Origin of the sequence: Vibrio sp. 2-Bac 85 (assembly GCF_037546705.1) — a bacterium.
Taxonomy (GTDB): Bacteria; Pseudomonadota; Gammaproteobacteria; order Enterobacterales; family Psychromonadaceae; genus Psychromonas.
Map to the genome: position 1 here is coordinate 13,286 of NZ_JALAAB010000012.1, position 19,681 is coordinate 32,966.

A 19,681-nucleotide genomic window follows, 5' to 3' on the forward strand; every position below is an offset into this window, starting at 1 on the left:
AATTAATTTGTATATTAATTAATCATTTAATATCAAATGTGCAGACTTAACTTGCCACTCTACTAACTCTGTTTTTCCTTTTTTAGATAATTGATAAGTACCTCTTTCTACTTTTTCAAACCAACCATAATAATCGTCACTTAAAAATCGTGTTGCCTGTGGCTCTGAAATTGCTTTATTGATCTGTAGGCCTTTTGCTATTGGTTGTGATAGAAAAAACTCTGCAACACGAATACAACGTTGTCTATATGCTGTTAAACCTGCTTTGGAGCGTGTAGAGCCACCTTTTTGTGTATCACCTACACGTTGATTAAACTCTTTTAACAATGCGTCTTGCTTACGTTTATTTTTGCGTGGCATGTAATCTTGTGGGTCAAATATAACCTCCACATATTGCTGATCTTGTTGGATATCAACCACTATTAAACCTATTGCTAAACGCTTGATCAGCTTCTTAACTTGTTTACTTTGTTTCTTGTAAACCGAGCATTGTTTGGGCACTGCAATATAAACGATATCAGACAAACTAAACCTATCTACCGCTTGTAATAACAAGGTGATATTTAAATTTAATTTTAATTCTACAATAATAATCTGTTCATTCTTTTTAGCGACGATATCGCAGTTTTTTATCTCACCCTTAACTTCATAGTCTAAACATTGTAGATAGTTCTTAATTGGCTGATATAAATCACTTTCTTTTATTTTATTAGGCATTGTAAAAGTTTGATCGCTTTAAATATTTAATGTTATGAGTATCTAATAGGTCGCTTATGTTTACCACAGCTCACTGCTTTTTATTTACAACTAATCAATATCTTTAATTTGTCGATAATTGATTAAGAATTGTAATGCTTTTATTAGTAACAGTCAGGTCATTGCTAACATAGGCAGCAGAGATTGCGCCCTCTTTCATGATACATATTGCATCGAGTAAGAGAGGATTTTCCTCAATTAAGTGTTGTTCGATTAGGTGACGGATTTGTTCTTTATGTTGCAGGCAAAAGAGTGAAATTTTACCATTTTTATCACTAAATTCAGCAGAGCTATTGATAAAAAAGCAACCTCGAAAGTTACCTAGTACGGGGTCAGTATTATTAAACCAGCTTTGTAATGCATCAAATAAACATTTAATAAGCTCTTTATTAGAATTTACAGCCCTTATTTTAGTTGTTAACCATTCCATGAAAAGTTGATGTCGTTGCTCAAGTGCTGCAAGGATTAGTTCTTCTTTGCTTGAAAAGTGATTGTATAAAGTGTTTTTAGCAACACCTGATACTTGTAATATTTCGTTAATACCAATCGTATTAATGCCCTTCTTATAAAAAAGAGATAAGGCGGTATCGATTAATAATTGTCGTTTTTTATTCATTTAAGATCATCCGTTATATAAATTGACAACTTATATTCTCTTTGGTTATCCTTAATAGGACAAGTCTGTCCTTTTTGGAGTTTACATGAATAAATTATTTTTACCACTTTTAGCCGGAATCGGAGCTTCATTGGCGATTGGCTTGTTATCGTATATGGATCAAAACTTATCTGATGTTGCATTATTAATGGCTCCTTTTGGTGCTACTGTCGTGATTGTTTTTGGTCTACCTGATAGTCCTTTAGCACAAGCTAAAAATGTTATTTTTGGACATTTAATCACTGCTTTTATTGGTATATTTTTTGTCCAATTTATTGGTGTAAGTCCACTCTATTTAGCAATGGCAACCGGATTAGGTGTAAGTGCTATGCTGTTAACAAAAACCACCCATCCTCCTGCAGGAGCAAATCCCATACTTTTAGTCACCCCTGTTTTGATCGGTGCGGTTGTGATTGTATTATTAGGAAAGTTGATGAAAACAGCTAAAATAAAATTAACATCACAGTCTATATAGGTTTATTGGTAAAAGTGAGCGCTTACATATTATTTGGTTTTTATACTCGTTTTATTTATTGATAATGATATTTTTTATATTATTGGTTTCTTTTATCTCGTTTGAATCGTCAACTTTTCAATTGTTTTGTTTGTTATTGTTAAGTTCTTTCTGATCCGTATTAAAATTATTCTATTTTGTTTGATCTACTTCTCTGAGATTAACCTGTAAAGTGAGTTATAGCGCTATTGCCATTGGTATAATTGACGCCAATAGGTATAATAGATTTCATTTTTTTTAATCAACTCGAAGCCTAAATCATGCAAAAATTCGATACAAAAACATTCCAAGGGCTGATTCTTGCATTGCAAGACTTCTGGGCTCGCCAAGGTTGTGCAATAGTTCAACCGCTTGATATGGAAGTTGGAGCTGGAACATTCCACCCACAAACCTTTTTACGTTCGATTGGTCCTGAGCCAATGAGCAGCGCTTATGTACAACCTTGTCGCCGTCCTACTGATGGTCGTTATGGTGAAAACCCAAATCGCTTACAACACTACTACCAATTCCAAGTAGTATTAAAACCATCTCCTAAAAATATTCAAGAGTTGTATTTACAATCGCTTGAAGAAATTGGTATCGATACCTCTATCCATGATATCCGTTTTGTAGAAGATAACTGGGAATCACCAACGTTAGGTGCTTGGGGACTAGGTTGGGAAATCTGGTTAAACGGGATGGAAGTGACACAGTTTACTTATTTCCAACAAGTGGGTGGACTTGAGTGCTCTCCTGTTACCGGTGAAATTACCTATGGTTTAGAGCGTCTTGCTATGTATGTTCAAGGTGTGGATAGTATCTACGATCTCGTATGGACAGATGGCCCAATGGGTAAAGTGACTTACGGTGATATTTTTCATCAAAATGAAGTAGAACAATCGACCTACAATTTTGAATATGCCGATGTTGATGCATTATTTACACAATTTGATCAATGTGAAAAAGATAGCCAAAAATTAATTGAAGCTAGCTTGCCGTTACCTGCTTATGAGCAAGTAATGAAAGCATCGCATGTTTTTAACTTGTTAGATGCTCGTCATGCAATCTCTGTTACTGAGCGCCAACGTTATATATTACGTGTGCGTTCATTATCAAAAGCCGTTGCAGAGGCTTATTACGCTAAGCGTGAAGCACTTGGTTTCCCACTTTGTAAAAATTTAAATTAATAGAGGCAAGTTTAATGTCACAAGAAAATTTATTGATTGAGTTGGGAACCGAAGAGTTACCACCAAAATCACTTCGCAAACTTGCTGAGTCATTTGCTAGCAATATCGAAGCGGAACTAAATAAAGCTGAATTAACATTTGAAAAAGTTAATTGGTTAGCATCACCAAGACGTTTAGCTGTAGTAGTCACTAATTTAGTCGCGACTCAAGCTGATAAAATCGTTGAAAAACGTGGCCCAGCAGTAAATGTAGCTTTTGATGATAATGGTGTTGCGACTAAAGCGGCCCAAGGTTGGGCACGTTCTAATGGTATTACCGTTGAAGAGGCTGAACGTTTAGTCACTGATAAAGGTGAATGGCTATTATTTAAGTCTGCGGTAAAAGGGCAACATATTAACAGCCTGATCCCTGCTATTGCGGAATCAGCATTAGCTAAATTACCGATTGCAAAACCAATGCGTTGGGGAAGTGCAAGCACGCAATTTATTCGCCCTGTACATACCGTAACTATGTTATTTGGTAGTGAATTAATTCAAGGTGAATTATTAGGTGTTGCCTCAGATCGCACTATTCGCGGACATCGTTTCATGGGTGAAGCTGAGTTAACGCTATCACATGCGGATCAATATGAATCGTTATTAGATGATTCGGGTAAAGTTATTGTTGATTATGAGCGTCGTAAAGCGATCATTCGTGAACAAGTAGAAGCGCTTGCTGCCCATGAAAATGGTGTTGCTGCAATTGATGATGAGCTATTAGAAGAAGTTACTTCTTTGGTCGAATGGCCCGTTACATTAGTTGGATCGTTTGAAGAAAAGTTCTTAGCAGTTCCTTCTGAAGCGCTTATTTACACTATGAAAGATAATCAAAAATACTTCCCAGTATTAGATAAAGAAGGTAATTTATTACCACGCTTTATCTTTGTCTCAAATATTGTAAGTCGAGATCCTAAGCAAGTTGTTTCTGGTAATGAAAAAGTAGTACGCCCTCGTTTAGCGGATGCTGAATTTTTCTTTGAAACAGATAAAAAGAAAACATTAGAAAGCCGTTTAGCATCGCTATCAACTGTATTATTCCAAAAGCAATTAGGCACGTTAAAAGAAAAATCTGAACGAATCAGTGCTGTTGCTGAAAAAATAGCAACTAGTATTCAAGCAAACCCAGAACATGCACAGCGAGCTGGTTTATTATCAAAAGCAGATTTAATGTCTGAGATGGTAATGGAATTTCCTGACGTTCAAGGTGTGATGGGCATGTACTACGCTCGTTTTGATGGTGAGCATGAAGATGTTGCCGTTGCGTTAAATGAGCAATACTTACCTCGTTTTGCTGGTGATAAACTGCCTACTTCTTTAGTTGCTTGTGCCGTTTCACTAGCAGATAAATTAGATACGCTGGTGGGTATATTTGGTATTGGTCAAGCGCCTAAGGGTGATAAAGACCCATTTGCACTTCGTCGTGCTGCTATCGGTCTATTGCGTATCATTACAGATAAAAACTTGGACTTAGATATTGTCGATTTAGTTGAAATAGCTAAAACAGAGTACGCAGATAAATTAACAAATGATAACGTCGTTAATGATGTTGTTGATTTCTTATTTGCTCGTTTCCGTGCGACTTATCAAGCAAATGGATATTCAGTTGAGTTAATTCAATCTGTATTAGAACGTCGTCCAACCAAACCTGTAGATTTTGAAAAGCGCATCAAAGCGGTTGCGAAGTTCCAAACGTTACCTGAAGCTGCTCCAATAGCTGCTGCAAATAAACGTATTAGTAACATTCTTGCTAAGGTAACCGAAGATATTAACCTTGAAGTTAGTCAAGAATTGCTCCAAGAAGACGCTGAAAAAGCACTTGTCGAAATTTTAGGCTCTCTAGAAAGCAAGCTAAGCCCTTTATTTTCAGTCGGAGACTACGAGTCAGCCTTATTTGAGTTAGCTAGCCTACAGACGCCTGTAGACGTTTTCTTCGATAATGTAATGGTAATGGCAGATGATTTAGCTGTAAAAAATAACCGTTTAGCGTTATTAAACCGTTTACGTAACTTATTTTTACAAGTTGCCGATGTGTCGGTGCTATAAATAATATTATCGATTAATACTAAAATGGTTAATCGTTGTTATAAAAAGCTCAGTTTATACTGAGCTTTTTTGTTTCACGTGAAACAATACTCGCAATATTTACAATTTTAGAAGCTATTTTACTTGTTAATATAAGCTTGAAATAGCTAAATTTTTTTAAGGCTAAAGCATATTACCTATCATTATTGGTCCTATCATTTAATATGTTAGATCGTAAACAAGACAGATTGCTTAAAACATTACTCAAATTTAATAAACTGCTTGGTTGAATAATTATTAAATTTATAATGCATCTTTATTACATTTTAAATTTAATCGTTGTTGTCTGTAATTGTTTCACATGAAACAATTGTTTTTTAAATTAATATTTTATTTTAATTCTCATTTTATATTCAGGATTTTTGCATGCCCTATTCAACATTTGGAAATAAATTTACGCAGCACTCAGGCATAACAGAGTTAATGGATGATCTAAATAAAGGCGTAAAAGGCGGTGATGATATTTTAATGCTAGGTGGTGGTAATCCAGCCGCTATTCCGGCTATCCAAAAACGATTCACTGACCTAATGCAAGACTTATTAAATGAAGGGAAGTTAGTTGATACACTCGCTAATTATGATGGACCTCAAGGAAAAGATAGTTTTATTACTGCACTGGCAGAACTGTTTAATGACTTATATGATTGGAATTTATCTTCTGAAAATATAATGTTAACTAATGGTAGTCAAAATGCATTTTTCTACTTATTCAATTTATTAGCTGGTGATTTTAGTAATGGAAAAAAACGTAAAATATTATTCCCATTAGCACCTGAATATATTGGTTATGCTGATGCTAGTGTTTCGGAAGCATCATTTGTTGCGGTTCGACCTAAAATTACGGAATTAGAAAATCAACAATTTAAATACCATGTTGATTTTGATGCGCTAGAAATATCTGATGATATTGGTGCTATTTGTGTGTCTCGCCCTACTAATCCAACTGGTAATGTTTTAACTGATGATGAAATAGATAAGTTAGATAAGCTGGCTAAACAGCATAATATTCCGCTTATTATTGATAATGCTTACGGCACACCTTTTCCTAATATTATTTTCGAGAATGTGAAACCTCATTTTAATGACAATACTATTTTATGTATGAGTTTATCTAAATTCGGTTTACCTGGTGCACGCTGCGGTATTGTAATTGCCAACCCAAGTATTATAAAGGCCATGTCCAATTTATCGGGTATTATGGCACTATCGCCTGGTGGAATTGGTCCTGAAATTGTATTGCCGTTAGTCAAAACCAAAGAAATTATTACTTTGAGTGATGATGTGATTAAACCTTTTTATCAACAAAAATCACAAATAGCGATTTCATTATTATTAAAAAAAATAACCAATAAAAATTTCAGAATTCATAAAGCTGAAGGTGCATTATTTCTTTGGCTTTGGTTTAAAGATCTACCTATTAGCTCAAACGAGCTCTATAAGAGATTAAAAGAGAAAGGTTTGATTGTTGTTTCTGGGCATTATTTTTTCCCTGGACTTGATCAGGATTGGAAGCATACACATGAATGTATTCGACTCAATTATGCACAAGAAAGTGATGTTGTTGAACGTGGTGTTGATATTTTAGCGTCGGTTGTGAATGAGTTATATCAACAGAAATGATAATAAACTTTGGATAGGTTGTTTCACGTGAAACAACCTATAGCGACTTTTAAAGCAAAGAGTATTTTTAAAGGAAAGAATTAAAATATAAACTCAAATCAATAAACTCAAATCAAGGTGAAGACCAATTCACTTACCTTTTCTTTATAAATACTCTCTTCTACTTTCCCTTTATTTCTTATTCTTAGTGTTTTAATTTTACTATCAATGAGTTTAATACTTCGCTGATTGTTTTAATGCTGGCACTTGATTGATTAATTTTTTGTAGATGTGTGCTGACTTGATGAGTGTGCTTTTCAATCGTTTTGGTATTTATTGCAACCTCATTAATAGTGATTGACTGATGCTCTGTTGCGGTTGCTATAGTATTGTTATGTTCATATATTCTATCAATAATATTGGAAACTAAATTTAGTTCTTCTTGTACTGATAAACTATGGTTCGCACAATCAATTGCTGCATTACTTTGTAATAACACCATCTCGTTTGCTTCAGTCGTTGTTGCTATTAAATGATCAATGATGGTTTGTATTTCTTTTGTGGAATGTGATGTTCTAATTGCTAAAGCACGTACTTCATCAGCTACTACAGCAAAGCCTCGGCCTTGCTCTCCTGCCCTAGCCGCTTCGATAGCTGCATTTAAAGCTAATAAGTTAGTTTGTTTAGATACATTATTAATCACTTCTAATACATTATTAATAGAGGCAGTGTCGGCAGTTAATTTTGTTACTACTTTACTTAACGATAAAATATTATCGGATAATTTTTGAGTTCTATTTACTTGTAAAGCTAATGTTGTACTTGCTAGATCAACTAATTTAACGGCTTTATTTGTTTGTTCACAAGTTTCTGCTGCATTCTCGGTAACATCAGTAAATGAATTTGATAGAGCTAAAATGGAGTACGTTACTAACTCTGTTTGCTTTTGTTGCTGTTGACCGCTCTCTGCGGCTTGTAGAGTACGTTCTTGTAATAAGTTACTCTCTATTAAGGATTGTTCTGATTGTGTCTTTAAAGCACTTGTAAGGTCCATCAAATATCTTTGTAATTGCTCGCAACGGTGAGTCACTGAAGTGAATTCTGATAGTTGACTTTTGATAGTGAAATTTTTACTGAAATTACCCGTTGTTAATGCATCAAAAAATGGTAAAAGTTGGCTAATAAAATGTAAGCTTTTGAACTGTAGCCATGCAGATATTGTTAGCATCAAAATAAATATTAGTAACGTAAATATACCAATTAATTTTACTTTTTTCGTTATTTCCTGTTTTTGTTGATCAACCACCTCTGAATATAAGGTAAAACTTCGGACTAAATTATTTAACTCCTGTGTGATTTGTTCTCGGCTAATAACGATGGCTGTTAACATTTTCGTCGTATTGGTTAGTTCTTTGGGATAACGTGTAGTTAAACTATTTAATTCGTTAATGCTTTGCTTTGTTATATCAACAGTCTCTGGTTGATCAAAACTAAACTCATCAACTTCTTCTGTTATATATAAAAGTAAACTTGGTAAAGTATCGAGCTGATCAATATTATTTTGAATCATTTTGTTTTCTGTTAGTAGCTGCTCTTTTATTTGTAGATTATTTTTTTGTATGTAGCGTTGCCTTAACAACCCTATTTTTTGTAACTGTTGACTTAAAGTTAATAATTTTTGTAGGTATCGTGTTTTAATAATCATGCTAACGTCGGATTTTTTAGTTAAAGCAATTAAATCAGATATTAGATCATGTCGTTCTACTTCGTTATTTATTAATAAAATTTCTGGATTTGCAGCCAATTTCCCTGCTGCTCTTGCCTGTTGAATCGCTTTCTGTAATTTTGTAATTAGTATAATGACTGAGTCTGATTGCCTGTTTTCAAGCCAGTTTATAGGTGTATCACGTAGTTTTTCTAGTTTATTACTTGCATCAAGTAATTTATTAGCATCACCTGAAGCAAGGTAATGTTGTAAAGAAAGTGTTACATCAGAGGCTAATTCCGATTTTATAGCATGGTAAGACTGATTGATTTGATATGGCTTATCCATCTCATGCCATGCCCATATTATAAAAGCACTGATGAGAATAAGTAATAAGGCAATACAACAAGAAATAAATTTTGTAAGTAAGTTAATTGACATTATGCGATGCTTATAAAAAAGTTAAAAGCAGAGCATACAACTTGAATATTGCAGTTATATTGCAAAAAATAACCATTTAGAGGTGTAAATAAGTTATCTAGAAAGTTTAAAGTTTAAAGTTTATTTAGATATATTTATCAATGGCATAAAAAATCCAGCAGCTAGGCTGGATTTTATATTTTTCAATTTTAACAACCTTTATAAGTTGCTAATTATATGAAGCTTAGATATCAATATTTCCTACACGTAGTGCATTTTTCTCGATAAATGCACGACGAGGTTCAACATGGTCACCCATTAAGGTTGTAAATAATTGGTCCGCACCAACAGCATCATCAACCGTCACTTGAAGCATGTGACGCGTATTAGGGTCCATCGTTGTTTCCCATAGTTGACTTGGGTTCATCTCACCCAGACCTTTATATCGTTGAATATATAAACCACGTTTTGATTCATGCATTAACCAGTTTACTGCTTCAATAAAGTTTTCAACTGGTTTAGTACGTTCACCACGTTGAATATAAGCACCTTCTTCTAATAGGTTCTGTATTTCTACACCTAAAGCAACTAATGATTTGTATTCAATTGAGCCAAAGAACTCTTCATCAAAAGTATAAACAGTATCAACACCATGTTTACGTACAGTAAACAAAATTTTGTTGGTCAATTCGTCTTCTGACTTAACGACCTTAGCTTTATAGATGGTCCCTTCTAAATCTTGGCGGTTTAACACCTCAATAATAGTTTCCATCCATGTTGTTACTTTATCTGCATTCACTAGATCTTCAGCTTTTAATTCAGGCTGATAGATCAGTTTATCCAATACAACATTTGGGTAACGACGTGTTAAGCGAACAATCGTTTCTTGTGCAGTACGGTAACGTTCAATCATACCTTGTAAAAATAAGCCGGTGATACCAGGTGCATCAGCACTTACATGTAAAGATGCGCCTTCCATTGCGAGAGCAGTTAAGTAAGCTTGTAACGCTGGATCATCTTTTAGGTATTGCTCTTGCTTGCCTTTCTTCACTTTATAAAGCGGTGGTTGAGCAATATAAATGTATCCATTTTCGATTAACTCAGGCATTTGACGATAGAAGAACGTCAATAATAGCGTACGAATGTGAGAACCATCGACGTCGGCATCGGTCATGATGATGATACGATGATAACGGGTTTTCTCTGGGTTATATTCATCACGCCCAATACCACAACCTAATGCAGTGATTAGCGTTGCTACTTCTTGTGAAGATAACATCTTATCAAAACGTGCTTTTTCAACGTTAAGAATTTTACCCTTAAGCGGTAAAATAGCTTGGTTTTTACGAGATCGGCCTTGTTTCGCACTTCCGCCAGCCGAGTCCCCTTCCACTATGTATAGTTCTGAAAGAGCAGGGTCTTTTTCTTGACAGTCTGCCAATTTACCCGGTAAACCTGCTAGATCTAATGCGCCTTTACGACGAGTCATATCTCGTGCTTTACGAGCTGCTTCACGTGCGCGTGCGGCATCAACAATTTTACCAACGATGATTTTTGCTTCCGCAGGGTTCTCTAATAAGAACTCTTGTAAGCGTTCATTCATTGCTCCTTCAACAATTGGTCGTACTTCAGAAGAGACTAATCGGTCTTTTGTTTGTGATGAGAATTTAGGATCTGGCACTTTAACAGAAATAACCGCTGTTAAGCCTTCACGTGAATCGCCACCTTCAGTCGATGTTTTATTTTTATTGTTTTTAACTTTTGCTAATTCTTTCTCAATGTATGAGTTTAAGGTACGTGTTAAAGCACCACGGAAACCCGTTAAGTGAGAACCACCATCGCGTTGTGGAATATTGTTGGTGAAACAGTAAATGTTTTCTTGGAAACCATCATTCCATTGCATTGCAACTTCAACCGCAGTGCCATCTTCATGTTCTGTATTAAAGTGGAATATTTTATTATGTACTGGCGTTTTGTTTTTATTTAAATATTCAACAAAAGCTTGTATGCCACCTTCGTAATGGAAATGATCTGCCTTATCTTCTTCACGTTTATCTATTAATTTGATAGATACACCAGAATTTAAGAATGATAATTCACGTAAACGTTTAGCTAAAATATCATATTGGAATTTCACATTAGAGAAGGTCGATGGGCTAGGCCAAAAACGGATCTCTGTACCGGTTTGATCGGTATCGCCAATGATTCCAATAGGGGCTTCAGGCTCACCTTTGGCGTATGTTTGTTGATGAATATTGCCACTACGTTTAACGGTTAAACGTAGTTTGTCAGATAATGCATTTACTACCGATACACCCACGCCGTGTAATCCGCCCGATACTTTATAAGAGTTATCATCGAATTTACCACCGGCGTGCAATACCGTCATAATTACTTCAGCGGCTGAAACACCTTCTTCTTCGTGCATATCAACCGGGATACCACGACCATCATCGCGCACTGATACGCTGCCGTCGGTATGGATAGTACAAATAATATCGCTACAGTGGCCTGCTAGAGCTTCATCGATTGAGTTATCTAATACCTCAAAAACCATGTGGTGTAGACCCGTACCGTCATCGGTATCACCGATATACATCCCAGGGCGTTTACGAACCGCATCTAACCCTTTTAGTACTTTAATACTTGACGAATCATAACTATTCTCAGCCATAAAACTTTCACCTTTCTACTGTAATTTTACCCTGTTTCACGTGAAACAGAGTGCGTTCTTGCGTAAATAAATCCCCAATACTCTGCGCTGAAATCGCGCTAATAAATACTTGAGCATCGGACTCTATAATATGTTTTGCTAATAGTGTTTGCTTGTTGCTGTCGAGTTCAGAACTGAAGTCATCAATTAAAAAAACACACTGCTTATTGTCGATGGAATTTAAAAATAACCCTTGTGCTAAACGTAATGCATAAACAAGTAGCTTTAACTGCCCTCTTGATAACACATCAGAAACAGGTAAGTTGTTGATTTTTAATTTTAAATCCGCCTTTTGTGGACCAACACTTGTATAACCTAATTGTTTATCTCGATGAAAATTATCGGATAAATATTGTGCTAATGGCTTGTTGTTTTTGTCCCAACCACAAAAAAATTGACTTTTGATAGTAAACTCGGGCAGAAAATCTGCAATAGTTTGTACTATTAAAGGCTCTAATTTCGCAAAGTAATCGGCTCTCTGTGCGCTTATTTGCTCACTCAAGACACAAAGTTCATTATCCCATACTTGAAGCTCTTTGTAAGCGTTACATTGCTTTAAAGCGGCATTCCTTTGTTTTAAAAGTCGCTTTATGCGAGACCAGTTACTATAAAACAAAGGATCATGATAAAAAACGCCCCAATCTAAATAAGCACGGCGATTTTTAGGACTTCCCGATAATAAAGAATAGCTTTCTGGCGTGATTAATTGCATCGGAATGTATTGTGTTAATGATGCTAACTTCTTAACTATCTGACCATCTATTTTAAGGGTAGTTTCACCGCCTCTCGACTTTTGTAAACCGATAGGAAAAACGCGCTGTTGGAAATTGATTTCACTATAAAGCGTAAAATGAGCTTGGTCGTGTTGAATAACTCTATTAGTTAAATGAGTTCGAAAAGAACGCCCTAACCCAAGTAGATAGATAGCTTCCAGTAATGACGATTTTCCACTACCATTTTCACCAACAATTAAATTAATTTTGCAGTCAAAGGTAAGTGTAGCGGAGTCGATATTACGGAATTGGTTAATGATTAATTTCTGTAATGACATTAATCAATTCCTTGAATAAAACGTGATGGGTGCAATTGTTAATCGTTAAAGACGCATTGGCATTAATACGTATAGTGAATCATCACTATCAAGAGACTCTATTAGTGCACTGTGATCTGATGTGCTGAATGTGATTTTTACTTGTTCGCTTTTCAAGGTGTTTAATACATCCAATACATAACTTACATTAAAGCCAATTTCTAATTCTGCAGAGTGATAATCTACATCGATGTACTCTTCTGCTTCTTCTCTTTCTGGGTTATTGGCGGTAATTTTTAATAAATTTTCAGATAGCGTTAAGCGTACGCCGCGAAACTTTTCATTGGATAAAATGGCTGCGCGAGTGAAAGCTTGTTTTAACGTTTCACGACTAGAGATTAATTCCTTATCACCATTTCGTGGAATAACACGTCTGTAATCAGGAAAACGTCCATCGACTAATTTGGTGGTGAAGACAAATCCATCAATGACAGCACGTAAGTTATTTTTACCTAATTGAATGGTAACGTTAGCTTGATCTTTATCTAATAGCTTAACCAGTTCTAAGACCCCTTTTCGAGGCACAATAACGGATTGCTCTTCAATTGATTGGTCAATATTAATAGAACATGATGCTAAACGATGGCCGTCGGTAGAGACACTGCGTAAGGTATTGCCAGAGACTTCAAAAAACATACCATTCAAGTAATAACGGACATCTTGGCTAGCCATAGCAAACTGTGTGAATTCAATGAGTTTTTTAAATTCATTTTGAGGCACAGTTATTTCGATCAAACTTTGCCATGTTTCAATATTCGGAAAGTCAATTGAAGGTAAGGTTGATAGTAAATAACGGCTGCGGCCTGAGCGTACTGTTACTCGCTCATTTTTAACTTCAAAAGTAACTTCACAGGGATCGGCTAATCCGCGACAAATATCTAATAATTTACGCGCAGGTACAGTGATTGCACCATTCTCAGATGCTAGATCTAATGGTATTTGTGCCATTAATTCTACTTCTAAGTCTGTACCCGTTAGGTTTAAAAAGTTATCTTTTACTTCAATCAGTATGTTACCCATAATCGGTAAAGCTGGACGCCCGCCCGCAACTGAGCCTACTACTAATTGTAGTGGGCGTAATAAAACTTCACGAGAGATAGTAAATTTCATCAGTTAACCTTTTCTTACATGGACAATGTGCGGATAAGTATTTTGTAGTCTTCTTGAATATCATTATTTTCACGACGCAATTCTTCTACTTTGCGGCAAGCATGTAATACCGTGGTATGGTCTCGACCACCAAACGCTTCACCAATTTCCGGCAAACTATGCTGAGTTAACTCTTTTGCTAATGCCATCGCTATTTGACGTGGACGAGCGACAGTACGAGTACGACGTTTTGAGGACATATCAGAAATTTTTATACGATAGTGTTCAGCTACTACTTTTTGAATGTTATCAACTGTAGTTTGTTTGGTATGAACGGCTAACATATCACGCAATGCATCTTGTACTAACGGAATAGTGATATCCTGTCCTGTAAATTGTGCTTTTGCTGAAATATTCGCAATCGCCCCTTCTAAAACACGTACATCAGTAATAGTTAATCGTTTTGCGATAAAGAAGGCGACATCGTCGGGTAAATGTAAACCACGCTCTTCCGCTTTAGTTATTAAGATAGCAACACGCGTTTCTAATTCTGGTGGATCAATTGGAATTGATAATCCCCAACCAAAACGTGTACGCAGTCGCTCATCAATTCCTTCAATTTCTTTAGGGAAACGGTCACTGGTTAAAATTACTTGCTGATGCGCATCTAACATTGAGTTAAATGTTTGAAACAACACTTCTTGAGATCGGTCTTTACCAGCGAAGAAGTGAATATCATCGATTAATAGAGCATCAAGAGAGGCATAATATTCTTTAAATTGCTCAATAGTATTGTTACGAATTGAATTGATCATGTCTTGAACAAAACGTTCAGAACGAATATACACAACTTTGCTGTCAGGATTTTCTGCAACAATGGCATTACCTACGGCGTGTAATAAATGTGTTTTACCTAGACCTGGATGTGCATATAAAAATAATGGGTTATAAACATCACCTGGATTTTCTGCAATTTGTTGTGTGGTCGCGATTGCAAAATTATTTGATTTACCTTCAACGAAGTTATCAAATGTATATTTTTTAATTAAATTACTTTTATGCGCAACAGTTGGTGACTTTGATTCACCTTCCCAAGGTTGATTGGTATTTAAAACGGGGGCTGCTTTTTGTGCCGCTGGTTTATTAGCTGCAGCATTTGCTGTACCTACTAATAAACGTATCTTTATAGTTTGATTGGCATCTATAGCATGGATCAATGTTTGCAATTTAGTCTCAATGATATCCATATACTTTTCACGTACCCACTCACTGGTATATTTATTTGGTGAGTATAATGACAGTACATTATTATCATATTCTGCCTGTAGAGGACGTAACCAAGTACTAAAGTCTCCTGCTGATAGCTCATCTTTTAATTGTGCTAAACATTCTTGCCAAATAGCGAGGGACATCGTCGAACTCCAGTAGATACATTAGGGCGGATAATTCTACCGACAAGAGCGGCATTACGCCATAAGATCTGTTAACAAAAAGAAAAAAAAGATCCTTGTATTTTGCTGCATTCAATGTTTAAAGCATCCACAAGCCTATAACTAGGTAGCATATGGCATCGCGTACTTTATCCACAACAAGATAATTTAGCTATTCAGAAATAAAGCTTGACAAGATCACGGAAGATCCTTGCTAATTAGCGCTGCTTATATATAATCTTGCCACCCTAACTTTTGAGTTTGGCTCGTAGTGATAATTTATCTTCTTAGTATTAATTTCTAAGGAGTATGAATTTAATCTGCCAGAAAGAAGCATCTCTGATTGACTTTTAGTCGATCAATCAATAGAATTCGCTCTCTTTTTAATCGGCTAATGCTTTTGATTATTCTTGCCTGGTTACTTTTCGAAGTAATTAAGCTTAAATATGTTAAAAAAACTAGCTACTGTACAGTACTTAACAATAAGTGGAAAAGAGCATGAAACGTACTTTTCAACCAAGCAACATCAAGCGTAAGCGTTCACACGGTTTTAGAACTCGTATGGCGACTAAGAACGGTCGTGCCGTATTAGCTCGTCGTCGTGCTAAAGGCCGCGCTAGCTTAAGCGCATAATTTACCAGACGTGGTGAATTATTCGTTTTCTCGGGAGTTACGTTTGTTAACTCCCGAAGATTTTCAACCTGTATTTAAAAATGCTATTCCGGCAGTATCTCCACACTTAACTCTTCTTGCTAGAAAAAATACCCTAGAACATCCCCGTATTGGTATGGCTATTCCTAAAAAGCACATTAAACATGCTGTAGGACGTAATCGTATCCGTCGTATTGTAAGAGATCATTTCCGCCTTCAACAACATGAGCTTCCAAACATCGATATCGTCGTCGTTGCCAAAGCTGGTATTGCTGATTTATCAAATCAAGAACTTCATAAAGTATTGGATAAGTTATGGCGAAAATTAGTGCAGCGTTGCAATGGATAGCAATTAAATGTATTCGTGGTTATCAGTTAGTTATTAGTCCCATGATTGGACCTCGTTGTCGATTTACGCCAACTTGTTCACATTATGCGATAGAAGCAATTAAGAGTCATGGTATGATAAAAGGATGTTGGCTAGCGGCTTGTCGTCTTGTAAAATGCCATCCTTTTCATGAAGGAGGATATGATCCTGTACCTCCTTGTTGCGCTACTAAAAATAAACCTAAACCTTAGAGATAAAATACGTTATGGAATCACAACGCAATTTACTTTTCCTCGCACTCTTGTTTGTTAGCTTCTTGCTATATCAAGCATGGGTTGTTGAGCAAAACCCTCAGCCAGATGCTGCTGCGCAAACGACTGAACAAAGCACTACAACACAATCATCAGTTCCATCGACTAGTAATCATAGTGCTGATATACCAACTTCATCAGATGATACTGCTTCTGTAGAAGTACCAACACAAGCATCAACTAACGCAATTGCTGTTTTAGCTAACGATCAATTACGTTTAGAAATTACTTTAGTAGGTGGTGATGTCATTGTTGCTGATTTAATCGGTCATGATGATGAATTAGATTCAGGTGTTCCATTTCGTTTATTAGAAAATGATAATGGCTTTACCTACATCGCACAAAGCGGTCTAATTGGAAAGCAAGGTCCGGATGCAAATCCTAAAGGACGCCCTTTCTATAGTGTTGATAAGACTGAAAATGTTATCTCTGAAGGTAAAGACTCGGTTTCTACTGCACTACGTTATGTAGATCAAGCTGGTAACGTATTTATTAAAACGTTCACATTAAACCGTGGCGAATTCAATGTACACGTTGACTATACTATTGAAAATAAATCAGATAGTGAGATCAATGTTCAGTTATACGGGCAGTTAAAAGAATCGTTAGAAGAGCATTCTACGAATCTAATGATGCCGGTTTATCGTGGTGGTGCTTACTCCACAACTGATACTAAATACAGTAAATACAAATATGATGAAATGGTCGAACGTAACCTGAACAAATCAACTGAAGGTGGTTGGGTTGCGATGTTACAACACTATTTTGTTTCTGCTTGGATCCCGTCTCCAACAGACAATAATTTGTTGTACAGTAATATTATCCAAAATAAAGATGCGGCTATTGGTTTCAAATCTCCAATCAAAACTATCGCACCTAACAGCACTGAAACATTTGCTACTAACCTTTGGATAGGTCCTAAATTACAAGAAGAAATGGCACAAGTTGGTGAGAACTTAGACTTAACCGTAGATTACGGTTGGTTATGGTGGCTTGCACAACCGTTATTCAAATTGTTGTTATTCTTCCAAGGTATTGTTGGTAACTGGGGTGTGGCAATTATTTTGATCACCTTTACAGTTAAAGGCGTGTTATACCCACTGACTAAAGCACAATACACGTCAATGGCTAAAATGCGTTTACTACAACCTAAAATCCAAGCATTGCGTGATCGTTACGGTGAAGACCGTCAAAAAGTATCAAAAGCAATGATGGAAATGTATAAAGAAGAGAAAGTGAACCCATTAGGCGGTTGTTTCCCTATCTTATTACAAATGCCAATATTCATCGCTTTATACTGGTCATTAATGGAAGCGGTTGAATTACGTCATGCACCATTTATGTTCTGGATCCAAGATTTGTCAGTACAAGACCCATTCTACATACTGCCAATTCTAATGGGTGTAAGTATGTTCTTCATTCAAAAAATGTCCCCTGCTACGGTTCAAGACCCAATGCAGCAGAAAATTATGAAGTTTATGCCTGTTGTCTTTACTTTCTTCTTCTTGTGGTTCCCTGCAGGTCTAGTACTTTACTGGCTAATGAGTAACATCGTGACATTAGTACAGCAAACTATTATTTACCGTCAGTTTGAAAAGCAAGGTTTAGGACATAAAAAGTAATTTAACTATTTAGCTTTTACATAAAGCATCATAAATAATTATATTATTTAATCATTGAGAAAAGGCGACTATAATAGTCGCCTTTTTTATTGCCTTTATTTTTAGGAACAGAACATGATAAGAGCGACTGATACTATTGTTGCACAAGCAACTGCACCTGGCCGTGGCGGCGTTGGCATTGTGCGTGTTTCTGGGCCTGATGCAGAAGCGGTTGCACAGATTGTTTTAGGTAAACTACCTAAAGTACGTTACGCGGAATACCTGCCTTTTCACGATCAAAATAATGAAGTCCTAGACCAAGGTATTGCATTATTATTTAAAGGACCGAATTCATTCACTGGTGAGGATGTGCTAGAGCTTCAAGGTCATGGTGGCCCGATAGTGATGGATATGTTGATCAAAGCTATTTTAACCATTAAAAACCTTCGTAGCGCGAATCCTGGTGAGTTCTCTGAACGTGCATTTATGAATGATAAGCTAGATTTAGCGCAAGCTGAGGCTATTTCTGATTTAATTGAAGCTAGCTCAGAGCAAGCTGCTAAAAGCGCGCTACATTCACTGCAAGGTGAGTTTTCCAATAAAGTAAATGAACTGGTTGAAAGTCTGATCTATTTACGCATTTATGTGGAAGCTTCCATTGATTTTCCTGAAGAGGAAGTTGATTTTTTAAGTGATGGAAAAATTGCTAGTGATTTATACAAAATTATAGACAACCTAAGCGCCGTCAAAGAACAAGCTAAGCAAGGTGCTATTTTACGCGATGGAATGAAGGTGGTGATTGCTGGGCGACCTAATGCTGGTAAATCAAGCTTATTAAATACCTTAGTGGGTAAAGAAAGTGCAATTGTAACGGATATTGCGGGAACAACACGAGACGTGATGCGAGAGCACATTCATATCGATGGCATGCCATTGCATATAATTGATACTGCTGGTTTACGTGAAGGTGCTGATGAGGTGGAACGTATCGGTATTGAACGAGCATGGACTGAAATTAATAATGCCGATCGTATTTTGTTTATGCTAGATGCCACCACTACAGACGCAGAGGATCCGCGTGAAATATGGCCTGACTTTATTGATCGTTTACCGGATAATGTAGGCTTGACCGTGGTACGTAATAAAGCCGACCTAACAGGTGAAACGCTAGTCACAACAGAGCATGATAACCACCCTGTTTACCGTATTTCGGCTAAAACAGGCTTAGGTGTCGATGATTTAAAACAACACCTTAAAGATATTATGGGCTATCAAGGTAATACTGAAGGTGGCTTTATGGCAAGACGACGCCATTTAGAAGCCATCGACCGAGCTGAGCAACATTTATTAGAAGGTAAAGTACAGCTTGAAGAATACCGAGCAGGTGAATTATTAGCGGAAGAGTTACGTTTAACACAACAACATTTAAGCGAGATCACTGGTGAATTTACTTCTGATGATTTATTAGGGCGTATTTTTTCCAGTTTCTGTATTGGTAAATAAAGGTTTAGAATCTATTTTATTAAGCCGCCT

16 protein-coding genes are annotated in these 19,681 nt (G+C 36.3%); 9 read left to right on the forward strand and 7 right to left on the reverse strand.

Annotated elements, in window-relative coordinates; genetic code table 11:
• Nucleotides 1-18: 18 nt before the first annotated feature.
• Together MT390_RS12880 and MT390_RS12885 are read right to left on the reverse strand one after the other, a co-directional pair.
• A complete protein-coding gene (locus MT390_RS12880) occupies nt 19-717 on the reverse strand; it encodes a DUF2161 domain-containing phosphodiesterase (protein ID WP_499441522.1) in 699 nt (232 codons plus the stop codon).
• A 103-nt stretch (nt 718-820) separates the two neighbouring features.
• Nucleotides 821-1,372 carry a TetR/AcrR family transcriptional regulator gene (locus MT390_RS12885; RefSeq protein ID WP_166373196.1) on the reverse strand — a complete coding sequence of 184 codons (552 nt, stop codon included), beginning with the start codon at nt 1,370-1,372 and terminating at the stop codon, nt 821-823.
• 85 nt (nt 1,373-1,457) lie between these two features.
• On the opposite strand from MT390_RS12885, the gene MT390_RS12890 reads away from it, so the two are divergent.
• The 4 genes from MT390_RS12890 (at nt 1,458) to MT390_RS12905 (ending at nt 6,831) form a co-directional block, all read left to right on the forward strand.
• Entirely contained in the window at nt 1,458-1,886 is a 429-nt protein-coding gene (locus MT390_RS12890; protein WP_499441524.1) for an HPP family protein, read from the forward strand.
• A gap of 299 nt (nt 1,887-2,185) precedes the next feature.
• Nucleotides 2,186-3,091, forward strand: a complete 906-nt coding sequence (gene glyQ, locus MT390_RS12895) for a glycine--tRNA ligase subunit alpha (protein WP_028869415.1) — start codon at nt 2,186-2,188, stop codon at nt 3,089-3,091.
• A 14-nt stretch (nt 3,092-3,105) separates the two neighbouring features.
• A complete protein-coding gene (gene glyS, locus MT390_RS12900) occupies nt 3,106-5,172 on the forward strand; it encodes a glycine--tRNA ligase subunit beta (protein WP_166373194.1) in 2,067 nt (688 codons plus the stop codon).
• Between the two features lie 405 nt (nt 5,173-5,577).
• Nucleotides 5,578-6,831: a valine--pyruvate transaminase gene (locus MT390_RS12905; protein WP_166373193.1), complete on the forward strand. Its 1,254-nt coding sequence runs from the start codon at nt 5,578-5,580 to the stop codon at nt 6,829-6,831.
• Nucleotides 6,832-7,015: 184 nt separating this feature from the next.
• On the opposite strand, the gene MT390_RS12910 is transcribed toward MT390_RS12905, so the two are convergent.
• The 5 genes from MT390_RS12910 to dnaA form a co-directional block, all read right to left on the reverse strand.
• Nucleotides 7,016-8,863, reverse strand: a complete 1,848-nt coding sequence (locus tag MT390_RS12910; RefSeq protein ID WP_499441526.1) for a methyl-accepting chemotaxis protein — start codon at nt 8,861-8,863, stop codon at nt 7,016-7,018.
• A gap of 316 nt (nt 8,864-9,179) precedes the next feature.
• Nucleotides 9,180-11,609 (reverse strand): DNA topoisomerase (ATP-hydrolyzing) subunit B, encoded by a 2,430-nt coding sequence (gyrB, locus tag MT390_RS12915; protein WP_166373191.1) that lies wholly within the window; start codon nt 11,607-11,609, stop codon nt 9,180-9,182.
• Between the two features lie 7 nt (nt 11,610-11,616).
• Entirely contained in the window at nt 11,617-12,699 is a 1,083-nt protein-coding gene (gene recF / locus MT390_RS12920) for a DNA replication/repair protein RecF (RefSeq protein WP_166373190.1), read from the reverse strand.
• Nucleotides 12,700-12,744: 45 nt separating this feature from the next.
• Nucleotides 12,745-13,848, reverse strand: a complete 1,104-nt coding sequence (gene dnaN, locus MT390_RS12925) for a DNA polymerase III subunit beta (protein WP_166373189.1) — start codon at nt 13,846-13,848, stop codon at nt 12,745-12,747.
• Between the two features lie 14 nt (nt 13,849-13,862).
• Nucleotides 13,863-15,239 (reverse strand): chromosomal replication initiator protein DnaA, encoded by a 1,377-nt coding sequence (dnaA, locus tag MT390_RS12930; RefSeq protein WP_028869408.1) that lies wholly within the window; start codon nt 15,237-15,239, stop codon nt 13,863-13,865.
• Between the two features lie 516 nt (nt 15,240-15,755).
• On the opposite strand from dnaA, the gene rpmH reads away from it, so the two are divergent.
• The 5 genes from rpmH to mnmE all read left to right on the forward strand — a co-directional run bounded on the left by rpmH (nt 15,756) and on the right by mnmE (nt 19,651).
• Nucleotides 15,756-15,890: a 50S ribosomal protein L34 gene (gene rpmH, locus MT390_RS12935; RefSeq protein WP_028869407.1), complete on the forward strand. Its 135-nt coding sequence runs from the start codon at nt 15,756-15,758 to the stop codon at nt 15,888-15,890.
• Nucleotides 15,891-15,903: 13 nt separating this feature from the next.
• Nucleotides 15,904-16,257 (forward strand): ribonuclease P protein component, encoded by a 354-nt coding sequence (gene rnpA / locus MT390_RS12940; protein ID WP_499441627.1) that lies wholly within the window; start codon nt 15,904-15,906, stop codon nt 16,255-16,257.
• The gene (gene yidD, locus MT390_RS12945; RefSeq protein ID WP_028869405.1) at nt 16,224-16,487 is read left to right on the forward strand and encodes a membrane protein insertion efficiency factor YidD; all 264 of its coding nucleotides are present in this window, start codon (nt 16,224-16,226) and stop codon (nt 16,485-16,487) included. Before rnpA ends, yidD begins: the two co-directional genes overlap by 34 nt.
• Nucleotides 16,488-16,501: 14 nt before the next feature.
• Complete coding sequence (yidC, locus tag MT390_RS12950; protein WP_166373188.1) at nt 16,502-18,169, forward strand: membrane protein insertase YidC; 1,668 nt, start codon at nt 16,502-16,504, stop codon at nt 18,167-18,169.
• 114 nt (nt 18,170-18,283) lie between these two features.
• The gene (mnmE, locus tag MT390_RS12955) at nt 18,284-19,651 is read left to right on the forward strand and encodes a tRNA uridine-5-carboxymethylaminomethyl(34) synthesis GTPase MnmE (RefSeq protein WP_499441531.1); all 1,368 of its coding nucleotides are present in this window, start codon (nt 18,284-18,286) and stop codon (nt 19,649-19,651) included.
• Nucleotides 19,652-19,681 lie beyond the last annotated feature (30 nt).